The 17,415-nt window shown below is 74.6% G+C and carries 16 protein-coding genes, 1 tRNA gene and 1 pseudogene; 13 read left to right on the top strand and 5 right to left on the bottom strand.

Annotated features, from left to right (window positions below; all coding sequences use genetic code 11):
* Window positions 1–49: 49 nt before the first annotated feature.
* Together K1J50_RS13725 and K1J50_RS13730 are read left to right on the top strand one after the other, a co-directional pair.
* Window positions 50–1,420: a heterodisulfide reductase-related iron-sulfur binding cluster gene (locus K1J50_RS13725; protein WP_220118295.1), complete on the top strand. Its 1,371-nt coding sequence runs from the start codon at window positions 50–52 to the stop codon at window positions 1,418–1,420.
* Window positions 1,417–2,019, top strand: coding sequence for a DUF3501 family protein (locus K1J50_RS13730; RefSeq protein WP_220118297.1), 603 nt, complete (start codon window positions 1,417–1,419; stop codon window positions 2,017–2,019). The genes K1J50_RS13725 and K1J50_RS13730 overlap by 4 nt, the downstream gene beginning before the upstream one ends.
* A 281-nt stretch (window positions 2,020–2,300) precedes the next feature.
* Here K1J50_RS13730 and K1J50_RS13735 read toward each other — a convergent pair.
* A tRNA-Gln gene (locus K1J50_RS13735) sits at window positions 2,301–2,374 on the bottom strand.
* Between the two features lie 371 nt (window positions 2,375–2,745).
* Between K1J50_RS13735 and K1J50_RS13740 the strand changes: the two genes are divergently transcribed.
* The 8 genes from K1J50_RS13740 (at window position 2,746) to guaA (ending at window position 11,878) form a co-directional block, all read left to right on the top strand.
* Entirely contained in the window at window positions 2,746–4,005 is a 1,260-nt protein-coding gene (locus tag K1J50_RS13740; protein WP_255575279.1) for a Ppx/GppA phosphatase family protein, read from the top strand.
* Between the two features lie 20 nt (window positions 4,006–4,025).
* Window positions 4,026–4,748, top strand: a complete 723-nt coding sequence (locus K1J50_RS13745; RefSeq protein ID WP_220118299.1) for an RlmE family RNA methyltransferase — start codon at window positions 4,026–4,028, stop codon at window positions 4,746–4,748.
* Between the two features lie 87 nt (window positions 4,749–4,835).
* Window positions 4,836–6,335 (top strand): IMP dehydrogenase, encoded by a 1,500-nt coding sequence (gene guaB / locus K1J50_RS13750; RefSeq protein WP_220118301.1) that lies wholly within the window; start codon window positions 4,836–4,838, stop codon window positions 6,333–6,335.
* A 117-nt stretch (window positions 6,336–6,452) separates the two neighbouring features.
* Window positions 6,453–7,532, top strand: a complete 1,080-nt coding sequence (locus tag K1J50_RS13755) for an LLM class flavin-dependent oxidoreductase (RefSeq protein WP_220118303.1) — start codon at window positions 6,453–6,455, stop codon at window positions 7,530–7,532.
* A gap of 76 nt (window positions 7,533–7,608) precedes the next feature.
* Window positions 7,609–8,313: a haloacid dehalogenase type II gene (locus K1J50_RS13760; RefSeq protein ID WP_220118305.1), complete on the top strand. Its 705-nt coding sequence runs from the start codon at window positions 7,609–7,611 to the stop codon at window positions 8,311–8,313.
* Window positions 8,310–9,641: an RsmB/NOP family class I SAM-dependent RNA methyltransferase gene (locus tag K1J50_RS13765; protein WP_220118307.1), complete on the top strand. Its 1,332-nt coding sequence runs from the start codon at window positions 8,310–8,312 to the stop codon at window positions 9,639–9,641. Before K1J50_RS13760 ends, K1J50_RS13765 begins: the two co-directional genes overlap by 4 nt.
* Entirely contained in the window at window positions 9,638–10,228 is a 591-nt protein-coding gene (locus tag K1J50_RS13770; protein ID WP_220118309.1) for a GNAT family N-acetyltransferase, read from the top strand. Before K1J50_RS13765 ends, K1J50_RS13770 begins: the two co-directional genes overlap by 4 nt.
* A gap of 57 nt (window positions 10,229–10,285) precedes the next feature.
* Window positions 10,286–11,878 (top strand): glutamine-hydrolyzing GMP synthase, encoded by a 1,593-nt coding sequence (guaA, locus tag K1J50_RS13775; protein ID WP_220118311.1) that lies wholly within the window; start codon window positions 10,286–10,288, stop codon window positions 11,876–11,878.
* Window positions 11,879–12,043: 165 nt separating this feature from the next.
* Here guaA and K1J50_RS13780 read toward each other — a convergent pair whose 3' ends face one another.
* The 4 genes from K1J50_RS13780 to K1J50_RS13795 form a co-directional block, all read right to left on the bottom strand.
* Entirely contained in the window at window positions 12,044–12,430 is a 387-nt protein-coding gene (locus K1J50_RS13780; protein ID WP_220118313.1) for a DUF488 domain-containing protein, read from the bottom strand.
* A 70-nt stretch (window positions 12,431–12,500) separates the two neighbouring features.
* Window positions 12,501–13,385, bottom strand: a complete 885-nt coding sequence (locus K1J50_RS13785) for an MBL fold metallo-hydrolase (RefSeq protein ID WP_220118315.1) — start codon at window positions 13,383–13,385, stop codon at window positions 12,501–12,503.
* 112 nt (window positions 13,386–13,497) lie between these two features.
* Window positions 13,498–14,301 (bottom strand): penicillin-insensitive murein endopeptidase, encoded by an 804-nt coding sequence (gene mepA / locus K1J50_RS13790; RefSeq protein ID WP_369413602.1) that lies wholly within the window; start codon window positions 14,299–14,301, stop codon window positions 13,498–13,500.
* A gap of 125 nt (window positions 14,302–14,426) precedes the next feature.
* Window positions 14,427–15,017 (bottom strand): polysaccharide biosynthesis/export family protein, encoded by a 591-nt coding sequence (locus K1J50_RS13795; protein WP_255575280.1) that lies wholly within the window; start codon window positions 15,015–15,017, stop codon window positions 14,427–14,429.
* Between the two features lie 721 nt (window positions 15,018–15,738).
* Here K1J50_RS13795 and galE point away from each other — a divergent pair.
* The 3 genes and pseudogenes from galE to K1J50_RS13810 form a co-directional block, all read left to right on the top strand.
* Window positions 15,739–16,731, top strand: a complete 993-nt coding sequence (galE, locus tag K1J50_RS13800; RefSeq protein WP_220118317.1) for a UDP-glucose 4-epimerase GalE — start codon at window positions 15,739–15,741, stop codon at window positions 16,729–16,731.
* A 67-nt stretch (window positions 16,732–16,798) separates the two neighbouring features.
* On the top strand, window positions 16,799–16,963 hold the full coding sequence (locus tag K1J50_RS13805) for a transposase (RefSeq protein WP_220118318.1): 165 nt from the start codon (window positions 16,799–16,801) through the stop codon (window positions 16,961–16,963).
* Window positions 16,964–17,089: 126 nt separating this feature from the next.
* Window positions 17,090–17,415 (top strand): annotated as a pseudogene (locus K1J50_RS13810) (hypothetical protein); the annotation flags it as partial.

Below are 17,415 nucleotides of genomic sequence, written 5' to 3' on the forward strand. Positions count from 1 at the left end.
GCGGTCCGTCCGCGCTTCCCACCGCACGACCGACCGAAACCGAGAAGCCATGCGCGAAGGCAGCCTCGAAGCGCCGGTGCGGCGCCCGCTCGCCTGGCGGGACCCGGACTTCACCGACCCCGCGAAGCTCGACGCCGAGATGCGGCGCGTGTTCGACATCTGCCACGGCTGCCGCCGCTGCTTCAACCTGTGCGACAGCTTCCCCCGCCTGTTCGACCTGGTGGACGCATCGCCGACGGGCGAGCTCGACTCGGTGGACAGCAAGGATTTCAAGCAGGTCGTGGACGCCTGCACGCTCTGCGACATGTGCTTCCTGACCAAGTGCCCCTACGTCCCGCCGCACGAGTTCGACCTCGACTTCCCGCACCTGATGCTGCGCTATCGGGCGATGGAGGCGAAGACGAAGGGGGTCGCCTTCGCCGACCGGGAGCTCGCCAAGACCGATCGCAACGGCAGGATCGGCACCCTCGCCGCGCCGCTGGCGAACTGGGTCACCGACCGCGGCAACACCGCCGGCCGGGCCCTGCTCGAGCGCGTCGCGGGGCTGCACCGCGAGGCGGAGCTGCCGCGCTACGCGAGCCGGACCCTCGCGGCGCAGGCGCAGCGCGCGGCGCCGGCGGTGAACCGGGCGGCGCCGGCCTACGGGCGCAAGGCGGTGCTCTACGCCACCTGCTTCGGCAACTACAACGACCCCGGGCCGGGCCTCGCCACCCGCGCCGTGCTGGCGCACAACGGCGTCGAGACCGAGGTGCTGCATCCGCGCTGCTGCGGCATGCCGACGCTCGAGCAGGGGCTGATCGAGGAGGTCGCGGCGGCGGCGCGGGAGGTGGCGGCAGCGCTCCTCCCCTGGATCGAACGGGGCTACGACGTGATCGCGCTGGTCCCCTCCTGCGCGCTGATGCTGAAGTTCGAGTGGCCGCTGATCCTGCCGGAGGACCAGGCGGTGAAGCGGCTGGCGGAGGCGACCTTCGACGTCTCCGAATACGTCGTGGACATCGCCCGCAAGGAGGGGCTGGCGCCCGGCCTCAAGCCGGTCGCGGGCGGCATGACGCTGCACATGGCCTGCCACGCGCGGGCGCAGAACATGGGGCAGAAGGCGGCCGAGATGCTGCGCCTGATCCCCGGCGCCGAGGTGCAGGTGATCGAGCGCTGCTCCGGCCACGGCGGCGCCTGGGGATTCAAGAAGGCGCATTTCGAGACCGCGCTCAAGGTCGGCCGCCCGGTCGCGCGCCAGGCGCGCGAGGCCGGGAAGGCCTACGTCACCTCGGAATGCCCGCTCGCCGGGGTGCACATCATGCAAGGCATCGAGCGGCTCGGCGGCGAGGCCAAGGGAATGCCGGAGCTGGTGCGCCACCCGGTCCAGCTTCTCGCCCGCGCCTACGGCCTCGACGCGACCGCGCAGGGAGCAACCGCGCCATGACGACGCCGCCCAACCGCCGCCGCGAACTCACCCCCGCCGACATCCTGCCCATGGCGGAATACGCCAAGGTGCGCGCCGCGGAGCGGCGGCGCATCGCCGCGCTCAAGCGCGACCGCCGCATCGAGGTCGGCCCCTACGTCACCTTCTACTTCGAGAACTACGAGACCATGTGGCTGCAGGTCCACGAGATGGTCTGGATCGAGAAGGGCGGGCCGGAGCAGGTGCCGGACGAGCTCGTCGCCTACAATCCCCTGATCCCGAAGGGACGCGAGCTGGTCGCGACCTTCATGATCGAGATCGACGAGCCGGCGCGGCGCAAGCGCATCCTCTCCACCCTCGGCGGCATCGAGGAGACGGCGTTCCTGATCGTCGGCGGCGAGACCATCGCCGGCGTACCGGAGACCGACCAGGACCGCACCACGGCGGAGGGCAAGGCCTCCTCCGTGCAGTTCGTGCACTTTCCCTTCACCGAAGCGCAGATCGCGGCGTTCCGCACGCCGGGGGCGCAGGTGGTGGTCGGGCTGCGGCATCCGAACTACAGCCACATGGCGGTGCTGCCGGAGCGGGTGCGCGCGGCGCTGGCGGCGGATTTCGACTGAGGGGGTGAGGCCGGGGGCGGCGGCTGCCGGAGGCAGCCGCGCACACGCAACCCGGCGCGATTAGGGGCGAAGCCCCACGGAACGGGATCGCCGGGCGGCCCGTTGCGGGCTGCCGCGCGCGGGCATCCCGCTCGAGCGGTAGCGGCCCGCCACGCCCGAAGGCGGTTCCATGGGAGGGCGCCTCGGCATCGCGCCGCGCGGGCAGCAGGCGCGCGATCGGCCCTCGTAGGGAGCCTTCCAGGCTACGTTGACCGCGAGTGGGGGCGTAGGGAGAGGGGGAGTGGCTGGGGGACCTGGATTCGAACCAGGGCTGACCGGTCCAGAGCCGGTAGTTCTACCGCTAAACTATCCCCCAAGCCGGCCCACCGCGGCGCGGGCGCCCTTTAGCTAGCGCGCGCCTGGCGCGGAGGCAAGCCGGGTGGTCCGGGATCGAGACCGGCGCCGCCGCTCGAACCGATCACGGACGGCGGTAAACCGCCGGAAGCGCGAATCGGCCCGGCGGACAACGCGCCAGGGCCGCCGGCGCAAGCACGGCCGAGCAAAAGCGGCCCTGGGGGACGCGAAGGCCCTCCGGCGGCACGGCTCGCCGCCGGTTGCACTCCGCGCGCACCGCAGGGCAGGCCAGCCGTCGCTTGCCGCAAATTCGCGGGATTCCGCTTGCCCCTCCGCCCGCCTCGCCGGATCATTATGTCATCCGCCCTCGTCCGGGGCGGATCGGACACCGCGATGCCCGACGATTCCGCCTTCGCCGTGGCCGCCATGGCCACGTCCCTCCCCGCTGCCGCTGCGGCACCGGCTTCGGCACGGGCGGGGGGGCCGTCGCGCGGGGCTGCCTGCGGCGGCGCGCCGGGTCCGGCCCCGCTCTATGCGGCGCTCGATCTCGGCACGAACAACTGCCGGTTGCTGATCGGCGCGCCCGGTCCCGGCGGCGGTTTCCGCGTCCTCGACAGCTTCAGCCGCATCGTCCGGCTCGGCGAGGGGCTGGCGCGCACCGGTCGCCTCTCCGAGGCGGCGATGGACCGCGCCCTCGCGGCGCTGCGGACCTGCGCGGACAAGCTCGCGCGCCGGCCGGTGCGCATGCTGCAGGCGGTGGCGACCGAGGCCTGCCGCCGCGCCGTCAACGGCCCCGCCTTCCTCGCCCGGGTCGAGGCGGAAACCGGCCTTCGCCTGCGCATCATCTCGGCGCGCGAGGAGGCCGAGCTCGCGATGGAGTCCTGCGCGCCCCTGCTCGAGCCCGGGGACCGCAGGGCGCTGCTGTTCGACATCGGCGGCGGCAGCACCGAGATCGCCTGGATCCGCGTCCGCCCCGTCCCGGCCGCGCGCGACCACCGCGGGCGGCCGGAGCATCCGGCCGGCGGGATCCCGGAGCTGATCGGCTATCTCTCCCTGCCGCTCGGCGTCGTCACCCTGGCCGAGCGCACGGGCCTCTCCTGCTTTTCGGAGCGCGGCTTCCTCGCGGTGGTGGAGGAGGTCGCGGGCCATCTCGCCGCCTTCGACCGGGTGCATTGCATCGGCCAGGAGATCCGCGCCGGCGGGGTGCGGCTGATGGGCACCTCCGGCACCGTCACCACGCTCGCCGGGGTGGCGCTCGCGCTGCCCCGCTACCGGCGGCCGCTGGTGGACGGGCAGACGCTCGATTGCGCGGCGGCGGACGCGGCGCTCGGCGACCTGTTCGCGCTGGGACGGGAAGGGCTGGCGGCGCACCCCTGCGTCGGGCCCGAGCGGGCGGAGTTCGTGCTCCCCGGCTGCGCGGTCTATGCCGCCATCCGCCAGGTCTGGCCGACCCCGCGGCTGACGGTGGCGGATCGCGGCCTGCGCGAGGGGATGCTGATGCGGATGATCCGCGCCGATCGTGCCGCGGGGCGGAGCGCGCGCTGGCGTTCCCCGATCTCCCCTGTGCCGGGCAACGCGGAGGCCCCGCGCGCCGCGGAGCGGAGCGGAGAGGGCAGGACGGCGGCGCTCGCGACCCCCGAGAGCGTCGCCTGAGCCGCCGGACGGGTCGCGCCATGCCGAAGACGCCCGGAGCGGGCCGCCCGCTGGCCAGCCGCCTGCGCAGCGCCAAGGGCCGCAGTGCCGGCAGCCAGCGCTGGCTCGCCCGCCAGCTCAACGATCCCTACGTGCGCGCGGCGAAGGCGCAGGGCCTGCGCTCGCGCGCGGCGTTCAAGCTGCTCGAGCTGGATGCGAAGTTCCACCTGCTGCGGCCCGGGGCCCGGGTGGTGGACCTCGGCGCGGCGCCGGGCGGATGGACCCAGGTTGCGGCGCGCAAGGTCGGCCCGGCGGGGCGGGTGGTGGCGCTCGACCTGCTGCCGATGGAGCCGGTGCCGGGCGCGGTCGTGCTCCAGGGCGATTTCCGGGAGGCCGAGACGGAGCGCCAAGTGGAGGAGGCGCTCGGCGGGGAGGCGGACCTGGTGCTCTCCGACATGGCGCCGAACACGACGGGGCACGCGGCCACCGACCACATGCGGATCATGGCTCTGGCGGAGCTCGCGCTGGACTTCGCCCTGCGCGTGCTGGCGCCGGGCGGGGCCTTCGTCGCGAAGGTCTTCCAGGGCGGGGCGGAAAGGGAGCTGCTCGCGGCGCTGAAGCGGAACTTCGCCGCCGTGCGGCACGCCAAGCCGCCGGCGAGCCGCAAGGAATCGAGCGAGCTCTACGTGGTGGCGACGGGGTTCCGCGGCGGGGCCGGCGCCCGGACGGGGGGCGAGGGCGCGCCCGGCGCGGCGCAGACGTGACCGGGGCGCAACGCTCGCGCGCTTGCTAAGCGGCGTCCGAGGAGGCTAAGGGGGCGCGCCAAGGCAGCGGATGGCGAACCCTCCCCCATGGCACCCGACACATTGCCCGACCCGGCCCGGCGCCTCGCGATCGAGGAGGCGCTGGCCTTCGACGACGTCCTGCTGGTGCCGGCCTACTCCACCGTCCTGCCCAGCCAGACCGACACCCGCACGCGGCTGACGCGCGAGATTGCGCTCAACATCCCCCTGGTCTCGGCGGCGATGGACACGGTGACCGAGGCGAACATGGCGATCGCCATGGCGCAGGCCGGCGGCATCGGCGTGATCCACAAGAACCTCTCGCCGGAGGAGCAGGCGGCGCAGGTCCGCCAGGTGAAGAAGTTCGAATCCGGCATGGTGGTGAACCCGGTCACCATCCATCCCGACCAGACGCTCGCCGAGGTGCAGGCGCTGATGCGCCAGCACCGGATCAGCGGCATCCCGGTGGTGGAGCGCGGCAGCGGGCGCCTCGTCGGCATCATCACCAACCGCGACGTGCGCTTCGCGACCGACCCCAATTCGCGCGTCTACGAGCTGATGACGCGCGAGAACCTGGTGACGGTGCAGGAGGGCGTCTCGCCCGAGGAGGCGCGGCGCCTGCTGCACAAGCACCGCATCGAGAAGCTGCTGGTGGTGGACGACGCCTTCCGCTGCGTCGGCCTCATCACCGTCAAGGACATGGACAAGGCGCAGGCGCACCCGAACGCGGTGAAGGACGCGCTCGGGCGGCTGCGGGTCGCGGCGGCGACCGGGGTGGGCGAGGACGGGCTGCGCCGCGCCGAGGCGCTGATCGGCGCCGAGGTGGACGTGATCGTGGTGGACACCGCGCATGGCCATTCCGGCGGCGTGCTGGCGACGGTCGAGCGGATCAAGCGGCTGTCGAATTCGGTGCAGGTGGTGGCGGGCAACGTCGCCACGCCGGAGGGCGCGGAGGCGCTGATCGAGGCCGGGGCGGACGCGGTGAAGATCGGCATCGGACCGGGCTCGATCTGCACCACGCGGGTGGTGGCGGGGGTGGGCGTGCCGCAGCTCAGCGCGGTGCTGGAGACGGCGGCGGCGTGCCGCGCGCGCGGCGTGCCGGCGATCGCCGACGGCGGCATCCGCACCTCGGGCGACATCGCCAAGGCGATCGCCGCCGGGGCGGACTGCGTGATGATGGGCAGCCTGTTCGCCGGCACCGACGAGGCGCCGGGCGAGGTGTTCCTCTACCAGGGGCGGTCGTACAAGGCCTATCGCGGCATGGGCTCGCTCGGGGCGATGGCGCGCGGCTCGGCCGACCGCTACTTCCAGCAGGACGTGCAGGAGCAGCTCAAGCTGGTGCCGGAGGGGATCGAGGGGCGCGTCGGCTACAAGGGGCCGGTGGACAAGGTGATCCATCAGCTCGTCGGGGGCCTGCGCGCGGCGATGGGCTACACCGGCAACCGCACCATCGCCGAGATGCAGAGGAACTGCCGCTTCCGGCGCATCACCAGCGCCGGGCTGCGCGAGAGCCACGTGCACGACGTGGCGATCACCCGCGAGGCGCCGAACTACCGGCACGAGGGGTAGGGGAGCGGCGGCGGCCGTTTCCCGCCCGCGACCGCCCCTGCGCCCGGCTTGAGCCCGGCGCGCGCCTGGCCGACACTCCCGCCGGGCCCGCCGCGGGCCGGGGAGGGAGCCAGCGCGATGGATTTCGGCCATTTTAACCTGATGAGCTACCGCGTCCGCGGCACGCCGACGCGGCAGCTCGTGGACAACGAGGTCGAGCAGGTGAAGCTCGCCGAGCAGGCCGGCTTCTCCACCGCCTGGGTCGCCGAGCACCACTTCTCGAACTACTGCGTCAGCCCCTCGCCGCTGCTGATGCTCGCGCGCCTCGCCGGGGAGACGAGGACGATCCGCCTCGGCACCGCGGTCGTCGTCGTGCCGCTCTATCATCCGGCGCGGCTGCTGGCGGAGATCGGCCTGGTGGATTCCATGGCCCGCGGCCGCCTCGTGCTCGGTGTCGGCAGCGGCTACCAGCCCTACGAATTCGACCGCTTCGGCGAGGACCTGCGGCACTCCGTGCCCAAGGTGATCGAGTTCATGCGGATGCTCGAGCTCGCCTTCGGGCAGGAGACCTTCTCCTTCGAGGGCGAGCACTACCGGATGCCGGAGACGCACATCGCCTCCCGCACCGTGGGCGACCGCCTGCCGGAGATCTGGATCGCCGGCGACAACCCGGAGCTGCACCGGCTCGCCGCGCGCAAGGGCTACGGCGTGATGGTGACGCCGCGCCATTTCACCGCCGGGCTGCTGGCCAGGGCGCGCGAGCGCTTCGCCGCCGTCTGGACCGCCGAGGGGCGCGACCCGCGCGCCATGCGCTTCGCCGTCTCGCGCCACGTCTGCATCGCCGACAGCCGCGAGGAGGTGATGCGCTTCGTCGAGCATTCGCGCTCCCAGGTCCGCCTGTCCCAGAGCCTGCGCCGGCGCGAGGAGCTGATGGACGGCGCGATGCTGGTCGAGCGGCCCTACGAAAACGAGCCGACGCTCGAGCAGATGGCCGACAACCTCCTGGTCGGCAGCCCGGAGGTGGTCGCCGAGCGGATCGCGCGGGAGGTCCGCCTCGTCCGACCCGACCACTACCTGATGAACTTCAGCCCCGGCGGCTCCGACCAGGCGACGGCGCTGCGCTCGATCGAGCGCTTCGCGACCGAGGTCCGGCCGCTGCTCGAGAAGGCGCTCGGCCCGCTCGACCGCATCGGCGCCGGGGGCGGGACGGCGGGGTAAGGGGGCGGCCCGTCCGGGGGGCGAGGGCGGACGCGACACCCTGGCCTTGCGCCGCAGGGCCGGGCATGATCCGGCCATGGACGACGCCCCGCCCCGCCCCGCCGCCGTGATCTTCGACGCCTACGGCACGCTGCTCGACGTGCATGCGGCGACGGCGCGGCACGCGGCGCGTCTCGGGCCGCACTGGCGGACGATCTCGGCGGAGTGGCGGCAGAAGCAGCTCGAGTACACCTGGGTGCGCAGCCTCGCCGGCCCGGCGCACCATGAGAACTTCTTCCTCTGCACCCGCGACGCGCTGGATTATGTCTTCGCCCGGCACGGCATCGCCGATGCGGCGCTGCGCGAGGATCTGCTGCGTGCCTATCGCCGGCTGGACGCCTATCCCGAGGTGCCCGCCGTGCTGCGGGCGCTGCGCGCGGCCGGCGTGCCGGTGGCGATCCTCTCCAACGGCGCGCCGGGGATGCTGGCCGAGGCGTGCGAGGCGGCGGGCATCGCCGCGCTGCTCGATGCGGTGCTGAGCGTCGAGGAGGTCGGCGTGTTCAAGCCCGATCCGCGCGTCTATCGCCTCGCCGTGCGGCATTTCGGCGCGGAGCCGGAGGAGATGGCCTTCGTCTCGGCCAATCCCTGGGACGCCCAGGCGGCGCTCGCCAACGGCTTCCGCGCGGTGCGCGTCAACCGCGCCGACGACCCGGACGAGTACGCGCTGCGCGGCGCCGGCGTGCCGGAGCTCCGGGACCTGGCGCCGCTCCCTGGCCTGCCGCTCGGCCCCGGCACGACGTGACGCCCGCCGCGCGGGTCGCGGCCGCGATCGAGCTGCTCGCCGCCGTCGAGGCGGAGCCGCGGCGGCCGGCGGACGCGATCGCCAACGACTACTTCCGCGCGCGCCGCTTCATCGGCGCCTCCGACCGCCGCGCCGTCGCCGAGCGCGCCTGGGGCGTGATCCGCCAGCGCCTGCGGCTCGACTGGTGGCTGGCGCGCGCCGGCGCCCCGGCGGCGACGCCACGGCTGCTGGTCGGGGCGCACCTGCTGCTGGCGGAGGGGTGGGACCTCGAGGGCCTCGAGCGCGGCGCCTTTCCGGGCGGGCGCTTCGCCGCGGCGCCGCTTGCGCCGGAGGAGCGCCGCGTGCTCGCGCGCCTTGCCGGCCAGGCGCTGCGGCACCCGGAGATGCCGGAGCCTGTCGCGCTCAACATCCCGGGCTGGCTGCTGCCGCGCTTCCGCGCGCGCTTCGGCGCCGACCTTCCCGCCGCGGCCGCGGCCCTGGAACAGCCGGCGCCGCTCGACCTGCGCGTGAACCTGCTGCGCGCGAGCCGCGCCGAGGCCGCCGCGGCGCTCGCCGCCGAGGGGGTGGAGACGGTGCCGACGCCCTATTCGCCCTGGGGCCTGCGCGTCACCGGCCGCCGGCCCGTGACCGGCACGCGGGCGTTCCGCGAGGGGCTGGTCGAGATCCAGGACGAGGGCAGCCAGATCGTCGCCCTGCTCGCCGATGCCCGGCCCGGGCTGCGGGTCTGCGACTACTGCGCGGGGGCGGGCGGCAAGACGCTCGCCATGGCGGCGGCGATGGGCAACAAGGGCCGCATCGTCGCCTGCGACGTCTCGGCGCCGCGCCTCGCCGGCGCGGTGCGGCGCCTGCGCCGGGGCGGGGTGGACAATGCGGAGCGGCACCTCCTCGTGCCGGGCGACCGCTGGGCGAAGCGCCGGGCCGGGCAGTTCGACCGCGTGCTGGTGGACGCGCCCTGCACGGGGACGGGGACCTGGCGGCGCAACCCGGACGCGCGGATCCGGACCCGCCCGGAGGACCTGGCGGAGCTGGTCCGGCGGCAGCGGGAGATCCTGGCCGCCGCCGCGGAACTTGTTCGCCCGGGCGGCCGTCTGATCTACGCTACCTGTTCCGTCCTGCCCGAGGAGGACGAGGGGCAGATGCAGGCGTTCATGGCTGCCCGCGGCGACTTCGCCCCGATCGCGCCGCGCGCGCTCTGGCCGCGGGTCGCGGGCGAGGCCGCGCCCTTCCCGGGGGCGTGCGGCGAGGACGCCCCGTGGCTGCTGCTCGCCCCCCACCGCCACGGCACCGACGGGTTCTTCGTCGCCGTGCTGGAGCGCCGCCCGCCATGACCGGCACCGGCCCCGCCGTCACGATCTGCATCCGCCGCGCCCGGCCGGGGGACGCCGCCGCGATCGGGGCGGTCCATGCGGAGACCTGGCGCAGCACCTATGCCGGCGTGCTGCCGGACGCCTATCTCGCGGCGCTGTGCCCGCACCGTCTCGGGTACGGCTATGAACGGGCGATCCTGGACCGCCGCGACGGGCACGCGGTCTTCGTCGCGGTCGCCGCCGCGGCGGGAGGGGGGGAGGGGACATCCGCGGTGGTGGGGTTCGCCTCCGGCGGGCGCTCGCGCCGCTCGGCTCTGGCCGAGGGCGAGATCGAGACGCTCTACCTGCTCGACGACTTCCGCGAGCGGGGCGTGGGCCGGCGGCTGATGCGCGCGATGGCGGCGCATCTCCACGCGATCGGCTGCCGCTCGGCCATGCTCTGGGTGCTGCGCGACAACCCAACGCGCTGGTTCTACGAACGGCTCGGCGGGCGGCTCGCGGCGCGCGAGGTGATCCGCTTCGCCGGGTGCGAGGTGGAGCAGCAGGCGATGGTCTGGGACCCGATCGAGGTGCTGCTCGCCGCCACCGCTTCGGCGCCGGAACGGTAGCGCCCCGCCCGGGCGGCCCCGGCTTGCGCCGCCGGCCGCGCCGTGCTGCAAGCCGCCATGGCCACCGTCGTTCCGACCCCAGCCCCGTCGCCCGCCGCGGGCGGGCACGACCGCGTCCTGATCCTCGATTTCGGCAGCCAGGTGACGCAGCTCATCGCCCGCCGGCTGCGCGAGAGCGGCGTCTATTGCGAGATCTGGCCCTTCTCCGCCGGGGAGGCGCGCATCCGCGCCTTCGCGCCGAAGGCGATCATCCTCTCCGGTGGCCCGGCGAGCGTCCACGAGGGCGAGAGCCCGCGCGCCCCGGAGGTGGTGTTCGCGCTCGGCGTCCCCGTGCTCGGCATCTGCTACGGGCAGCAGGCGATGTGCGCGCAGCTCGGCGGCGAGGTGCAGCCCGCCGACCATCGCGAGTTCGGCCGCGCCTTCGTGGACGTGGTGGACGCGTGCGCGCTGACCGAGGGGGTGTGGGCGAAGGGCGGGCGCGAGCAGGTGTGGATGAGCCACGGCGACCGGGTGACGCGCCTGCCGCCCGGGTTCCGCGTCATCGGCGTCTCGGAGGGGGCGCCCTTCGCCTTCATCGCCGACGACGCGCGCCGCTTCTACGGCGTGCAGTTCCACCCGGAGGTCGTCCACACCCCGCACGGGGCGGCGCTGCTCCGCAATTTCACGCACAAGGTTGCCGGCTGCCGCGGCGACTGGACCATGGGCGCCTTCCGCGCCGAGGCGATCGCGCGCATTCGCGACCAGGTGGGGGCGGGGCGGGTGGTGTGCGGCCTCTCCGGCGGGGTGGATTCGGCGGTGGCGGCGGCGCTGATCCACGAGGCGATCGGCGACCAGCTCACCTGCATCTTCGTGGACCACGGCCTGATGCGCGCCGGCGAGGCGGAGCAGGTCGTCGCCACCTTCCGCGACCGCTTCAACATCCGCCTCGTGCACCGCGACGCCTCCGAGCTGTTCCTCGGCGCGCTGCGCGGCGTCACCGAGCCGGAGGAGAAGCGCAAGATCATCGGCCGGCTGTTCGTCGAGGTGTTCGAGGAGGAGCAGCGCCGGCTCGGCGGCGCCGACTTCCTCGCGCAAGGCACGCTCTACCCGGACGTGATCGAGAGCGTCTCGGCGACCGGCGGGCCGAGCGCCACCATCAAGTCGCACCACAATGTCGGCGGCCTGCCGGCGGGGATGCGCATGAAGCTCGTCGAGCCGCTGCGCGAGCTGTTCAAGGACGAGGTGCGCGCGCTCGGGCGCGAGCTCGGCCTGCCGGAGGAGATCGTCGGCCGCCATCCCTTCCCGGGGCCCGGCCTCGCCATCCGCATCCTCGGCGAGGTGACGCGCGAGAAGGCCGACCTGCTGCGCCGGGTGGACGCGATCTTCCTCGAGGAGATCCGCCTCAGCGGCCTCTACGACGCGATCTGGCAGGCCTTCGCCGTGCTGCTGCCGGTGCGCACCGTGGGCGTGATGGGCGACCAGCGGACCTACGACCACGCCTGCGCCCTGCGCGCGGTGACCAGCACCGACGGGATGACGGCCGATGTCTATCCCTTCGACATGGGCTTCCTGGCGCGCGTGGCGAACCGCATCGTCAACGAGGTGCGCGGCGTCAACCGCGTCACCTACGACATCACGAGCAAGCCGCCCGGCACCATCGAGTGGGAGTGAGGCGGGGAGGGGACGGTACGGGCCGTCCGGCCGCCGCCGGCGCGGCCGGACCGGCAGGGGCGGCCAGGGCCGCTTTCGCCCGGCCGTGCCCGCCGCGGCGGCCCTAGCTCGTCGCCGGTCGGGCCGATTCGCGCCCCCGGCTGTTTGCGCGGTCCGCGATCGGCTCTAGCCGATCCGCGCCCCGCGCTCGGCGAGCAGCGCGCGCAGCACCGAGCGGTGGCAGCGCGCCTCGTCGGCGCAGTAGCAGCCGATCGAGAAGGTCGCGTCGCGCGACAGGGCGGCAAGCAGGTCAAGCAGACGGCTCGGGGTGGGCGCGCGCATCTCGGCGCGGAAGGCGCGCACGAAGGCGCGCCATTCCTCCTCCGTTCCGGCCGCCTGGGCCTGCGAGACCAGCCCGACGCTGGGGGCGAGGTCGGGCAGCCAGACGTCGAACCAGTCCTCGGCGGCGTAGCGTTCCTTGCGGACGCCGCGCGGCGGGCGCCGCACGGTGCCGATCCGGATGCCTTCCCCCGGCAGGCGGGGCATGCCGAGACGGACGATGCGGAGAGTCATGCGGGCACCATCGTGGAAAGGCGTTCGTCCGACGGGATTTGCCGCGATCCCTGCCGCGGCCCGATCCGGCCTACAGCGTCTGCCGCCAGGCTTCCGGCACCATCCGGTAGCCCTCCGGCCCGCGCGCGATGTGCGCGTAGCCCGGGAAGTGCATGTGCATCCCGGCGACCAGCAGGCGGTCGGTCGCCGCCATGTCGAGCACGCGCCGGCGCGTGGCGATGGCGGCGGCGGAGTCGACGTCGAACTCGATCGCCACCTCGGGGCGGGGGATCTGCACCTCCGGCACATGGGCGATGTCGCCCCAGATGAACAGCGCCTCCTTGCCCGCGGCGATCATGTAGCCGGTGTGGCCCGGCGTGTGGCCCGGGATCGGCATGGCGGTGACGCCGGGGAAGACCTCGCCGCCGCGGTGCAAGCGCAGCCGGTCGCGGTAGGGGGCGCCCTGCTGGCGGGCGGAGGGGAAGTAGCGGATGCGGTGCATCTCCGGCGCCTGCGCCATGCGCGCGTCGTCGTGCCAGTGCGCCCACTCGTCCGCGTGCATCACCAGCTCGGCATTGGGGAAGAAGGGCTTGCCGGTGGCCGGGTCGGTCAAGCCGTTCGAGTGGTCCGGATGCATGTGGGTGAGGATCACCGCCTCGACCTGCGCCGGATCGAGCCCGGCGATCGCCATGTGCGCGAGCAGCCTGCCGGCGGTGTCCTGCATGGTGCTGCCGCAGCCGGTCTCGATCAGGGCGAGCCGCCCGCCGGCGTGGATGGCGTAGCAGTTGACCGAGGTGACGCGCGGCACCGGACGGAAGGCCTCGGTCAGCATCCGCGCCGCCTCGTCGGGCGTGATGTTGCGCAGCACGTCGAGCGAGCCGGTGAGGAAGCCGTCGCTCAGCGCGGTGACGACGATGTCGCCCACGCGGCGGTGATAGATGCCGGGGATCTGGGCCTGGGGGATGGGGATGCTCATGCGGCCTCCGTGCGGTGACGGCCCCCGTGCCGCACGGCCGGGGGCGATCGCTCGGACGCACTATTCCCGAGGCGGCGGCGCCTGCCCAGCCGGGGCGGCGCGCGGCCGGCGCTCAGGGCGCGGACAGCACCCGGGCACAGGCGAGCGGCATCGCCGGCGGCGGCCCCGGCGGGCGCGGCGGCGGGCGGCGCGCTTCCGGCGTCAGCCACCAATCGAGCGTGGCGGCGTCGCAGCCGTCGCCCGGCGGCGGCGGCGCCTGGGGGCGGCACCGGCCGCCATCGTCCGCCGGGCAGCCGAGGCGCACGTGCATGTGCGCCTCGTGGCCGCGCCAGGGCCGCACGCGGCGCAGCCAGGGCGCGCCCGCCGCGCTGCGGCACAGGGCGCGCTTGATCGCATGGTTGACCAGCACCCGCTCCACCTCCGGGCTCTCGGCGGCGAGGCGGATCAGCGCCGCATGGCGCGGCGTGAAGCGGGCGGGGTCCACGTCGGTCTCGTCCGGCAGGACCAGCGAGGGCACCCGGATCTCCTCCCGCGCCGCTGCCGGCAGCCGGGGCTTGGGCGAGAGGTCGAGCCAGATGTCCACGTCGAGCCCGATCTGGTGGCTGGCATGGCCGTAGGGCAGCGGTCCGCCGCGCGGCTGGGCGAGGTCGCCGATCCAGAGGTCCGGGAAGCCCTCCGCCTGCGCCCGGCGGGCGAAGTCCTCGACGAAGGCGATCAGCCGCGGATGCCCCCAGAAGCGGTTGCGCGAGGCACGCACCACCTGCCAGCCCGGCCCCTCGAGCGGCAGCGCCACCGCCCCGGCGAGGCAGCCGTTGGTGTAGGTGCCGATGGCGGCCGGCGGGCCGGCGGCGGGACGCGACAGCCCGCCCCAGACCTCGCCGCGGAACGGCGGGACGGCGAGGCCGGCGCCGCGCACGGGGTGCGGCGGCGGGAAGTCCGCGGCTGCCGCGGGCGAAGCCGCCAGCGAAGCGGCCCCGGCGGCCCCGGCGACGAGCAGGCCGAGGGCGCAGGCGGAGGTCCGAAGCGCCGGCGCCGCGCCCCTCAGAAGCGCCTCTCGAAGACGGTGACGACGTCGCCCGGCTGCAGCAGCGCGTCGCGCGGGGCGCGGAACTCCCGCGCCCGGCCGTCCGGCCCGATCCGGGTGATCGAGACGTAGTCCTGCACCGCCCGGTAATTGAACCCGCCTGCGACGGCCACGGCAGAGAGCGCGGTCATGCCCGGTTGATAGGCATATTGCCCGCCGCGTTCAACCATGCCGAGCACGAAGATCGGGCGGTAGGTGCGCACCTCGACCGCAACCGAGGGGTCGCGGAACAGCCCCTTGCGCTGCATCTCGCGCTCGATGGCCCGCTCGACCTCCTCGGTGCTGCGGCCGCGGGCCGGCACCGCACCGACCAGCGGAAGGGCGATCGCGCCGGTGTCGGTGACGCGGAACTCGCCTGTCAGCCGCGGATCGTTGAACACCGTGACGCGCACCTCGTCGTTCGGCCCGAGGCGATAGACGTCGGCGCGGTTCGATTCCGGCAGCGGCGGCAGGTCGGCCCCCGGCGCGGAGCAGGCGGCGGCCAGCAGCAGGAGCGCCGCCGCGAGGGCGGAACGGAGGCTCGGTGCGTTGCGTGGGCGTGCGTGCATGGGGTGTCCCTCCTCCTCCATGCCACGGGAACGTTTGCGGTGGCCGTTCGTTCCGCCGTTCATCCGAACCCGCTCCCTTGCGCGAATGGTCCGCGCGCCCCGGTATCGTCCGCCCGCGGCCCCGTCGACGCCGCGGGCGTCCAGCGCCAGGCGCCGCAGGTCCCCCCGGGGGCACTGCCAGGGGCGCGCGCGGGGGGCAGGCCGGTGATGCTTCGCCGCGGGTCGTGCTAATCCCGAGGGACGCGTCCGGGGGAGCGCGACCGCGTGCGGCGTGTGACCGGTGCGGGACAGAACGGGACGGCCGCCCGCCGGGGGGCAATGGGCGAAGACCTTGTTCGCCCCTGCCGGGCCGGGCGACGATCGGGGGAGGCCGCGCGCCGTGCCCCAGCGACCGTCTGCGACGGCATTTGGCTGGGCGCGCGAGACTCTCCCGGCCGGTTAGTCCCCGTCGTGCGCGAGCGCGGCCTTGCCGGACCGGGTTTGGCCGGATTACGACCTGACCGTGCTGGGCGGGGCATCGATGCTCGTCCGGGCCGAGGTCGGCGGGGTGGCGCGGCGGGCGAATGCGCCGCTGCCTTCCGGGCGCGGGCGCGAAACGCCCCGCGGGGGGCGGAACTCCGCCGGCCTTCCCGGAAGGACGCGGGCGAGGGACTGCACGGCAGGCTTCGCCGGCTGCGAGGCGCCTCATCCCCCAAGGGGGCACTTCAGGGAGTGATGTGGCTTGGCCCGGACCTATCTGGTGACCGGCGGCGCCGGCTATGTCGGCAGCCATGTCGCGCTCGCGCTGGCCGAGCGCGGGGACCGTGTGGTGGTGCTCGACAACCTGAGCCAGGGGCATCGCGCGGCGGTGCCGGAGGGGGCGGAGCTGGTGGTCGCGGATCTCGCCGACCGCCATGCCGTGGCGGAGGTCTTCGCCGCGTACCGCTTCGAGGCGGTGCTGCACTTCGCCGCCCTCTCCCTGGTCGGGGAGAGCATGCGCGAGCCGCTGCGCTACTGCGCCGAGAACACGGCAAACAGCCTGTGGCTCGCCGAGGCGGCGGTGAAGGCGGGGGTGCGCAAGTTCGTGCTCTCCTCCACCGCCGCGCTGTTCGGCGCGCCCGACCGCATCCCGATCGACGAGGAGGCGCCGGTCCGGCCCGGCTCCGCCTATGGCGAATCCAAGCTGATGGTCGAACGCGGCCTCGCCTGGGCGGACAGGGTGCACGGGCTGCGCTCGGCCTGCCTGCGCTACTTCAACGCCGCCGGCGCCGATCCCGCGGGGCGGCTCGGCGAGGACCACCGGCCGGAGACGCACCTCATCCCGCTCGCGATCGACGCCGCGCTCGGCCGCACCCCGCCGCTGACCGTGTTCGGCGACGACTACCCGACGCCGGACGGCACCTGCATCCGCGACTACGTGCACGTGACCGACCTCGCGGAGGCGCACCTGCGCGTGCTGGACCGGCTGGAGGAGGGGTCGTGCCGCTACAACCTCGGCAACGGCGCCGGACACTCGGTGCGCGAGGTGATCGCGGCGGTCGAGCGGGTCGGCGGGCGCAAGGTGCCGCACGTGATCGGGCCGCGCCGGCCAGGCGATCCGCCGGTGCTCGTGGCATCGAGCGAGAGGCTGCGCCGGGAGACCGGCTGGACGCCGCGATTCGCCGCGCTCGACGACATCGTGCGCACCGCCTGGGCGTGGCGCGAGCGCCATCCCGGGGGCTACGGCGACCGCTAGGGTCTGCGCCCAATTGCCGTGGGAACGGTGCGGTGATTCGCCCTGCCCAACGGCGGGGGGATGGACCGTGTCGCGCCTGTTCTGGCTGAGCGACGTGCCGTGGGCGGCGAGCGAGCCGCATCCGGCGATGGTCCACACCGGGCCGCGGCGCGTGGACGACCGGCGGGGGATCGGCGGCATCGTGCACCGGCTGCGCGAAGGCTGCCGCTGGCGCGCCCTGCCGCCGGAATAGGGGCCATACGCCACCGTCTTCAACCGTTGGAACCGCTGGAGCCAACGCGGGCTCTGGCAGCGCATCCTCGCCGCCCTCGTCGCCTGCGCCGACCCGCCGCGGGGCGCGCCGATCGGCAGTGCCGCCGTGAAGGCGCACCGCTCGGCGGCCGGCGCGAAAGGGGGGGAAGGCGATGCCAGCCACCAGGCGATCGGCCGCTCGCGCGGTGGGCGCCCCGCCAGGGGCCACGCGCTCTGCGACGAGCAAGGCCGCCCGCACGCGATCCTGCCGACCGGCGGCAACGGCGCCGCCGTCACCGCCGCCGCCACGCCGGTCTCGGCTGTCGCCCCGCCCCGCGAACTCGTCGCCGACAAGGGCTGCGACGCCAACCGCCGGCGCCGCCGCGGCCATCCCCGGCACCTCGTCGCGCAAGGTTGCCTTCCCGCGCGACGCCGAACGCTACAGGCCCCGCA

The organism is Caldovatus aquaticus, from assembly GCF_019458025.1.
GTDB classification, from domain to species: domain Bacteria; phylum Pseudomonadota; class Alphaproteobacteria; order Acetobacterales; family Acetobacteraceae; genus Caldovatus; species Caldovatus aquaticus.

What these genes read in the sequence shown, in the direction of transcription:
- K1J50_RS13725 (WP_220118295.1), top strand. Translation starts at nt 50, where the DNA reads ATGCGCGAAGGCAGCCTCGAAGCGCCGGTGCGGCGCCCGCTCGCCTGG.
- K1J50_RS13730 (WP_220118297.1), top strand. Translation starts at nt 1,417, where the DNA reads ATGACGACGCCGCCCAACCGCCGCCGCGAACTCACCCCCGCCGACATC.
- K1J50_RS13740 (WP_255575279.1), top strand. Translation starts at nt 2,746, where the DNA reads ATGCCCGACGATTCCGCCTTCGCCGTGGCCGCCATGGCCACGTCCCTC.
- K1J50_RS13745 (WP_220118299.1), top strand. Translation starts at nt 4,026, where the DNA reads ATGCCGAAGACGCCCGGAGCGGGCCGCCCGCTGGCCAGCCGCCTGCGC.
- guaB (WP_220118301.1), top strand. Translation starts at nt 4,836, where the DNA reads ATGGCACCCGACACATTGCCCGACCCGGCCCGGCGCCTCGCGATCGAG.
- K1J50_RS13755 (WP_220118303.1), top strand. Translation starts at nt 6,453, where the DNA reads ATGGATTTCGGCCATTTTAACCTGATGAGCTACCGCGTCCGCGGCACG.
- K1J50_RS13760 (WP_220118305.1), top strand. Translation starts at nt 7,609, where the DNA reads ATGGACGACGCCCCGCCCCGCCCCGCCGCCGTGATCTTCGACGCCTAC.
- K1J50_RS13770 (WP_220118309.1), top strand. Translation starts at nt 9,638, where the DNA reads ATGACCGGCACCGGCCCCGCCGTCACGATCTGCATCCGCCGCGCCCGG.
- guaA (WP_220118311.1), top strand. Translation starts at nt 10,286, where the DNA reads ATGGCCACCGTCGTTCCGACCCCAGCCCCGTCGCCCGCCGCGGGCGGG.
- K1J50_RS13780 (WP_220118313.1), bottom strand. Translation starts at nt 12,430, where the DNA reads ATGACTCTCCGCATCGTCCGTCTCGGCATGCCCCGCCTGCCGGGGGAA.
- K1J50_RS13785 (WP_220118315.1), bottom strand. Translation starts at nt 13,385, where the DNA reads ATGAGCATCCCCATCCCCCAGGCCCAGATCCCCGGCATCTATCACCGC.
- K1J50_RS13795 (WP_255575280.1), bottom strand. Translation starts at nt 15,017, where the DNA reads ATGCACGCACGCCCACGCAACGCACCGAGCCTCCGTTCCGCCCTCGCG.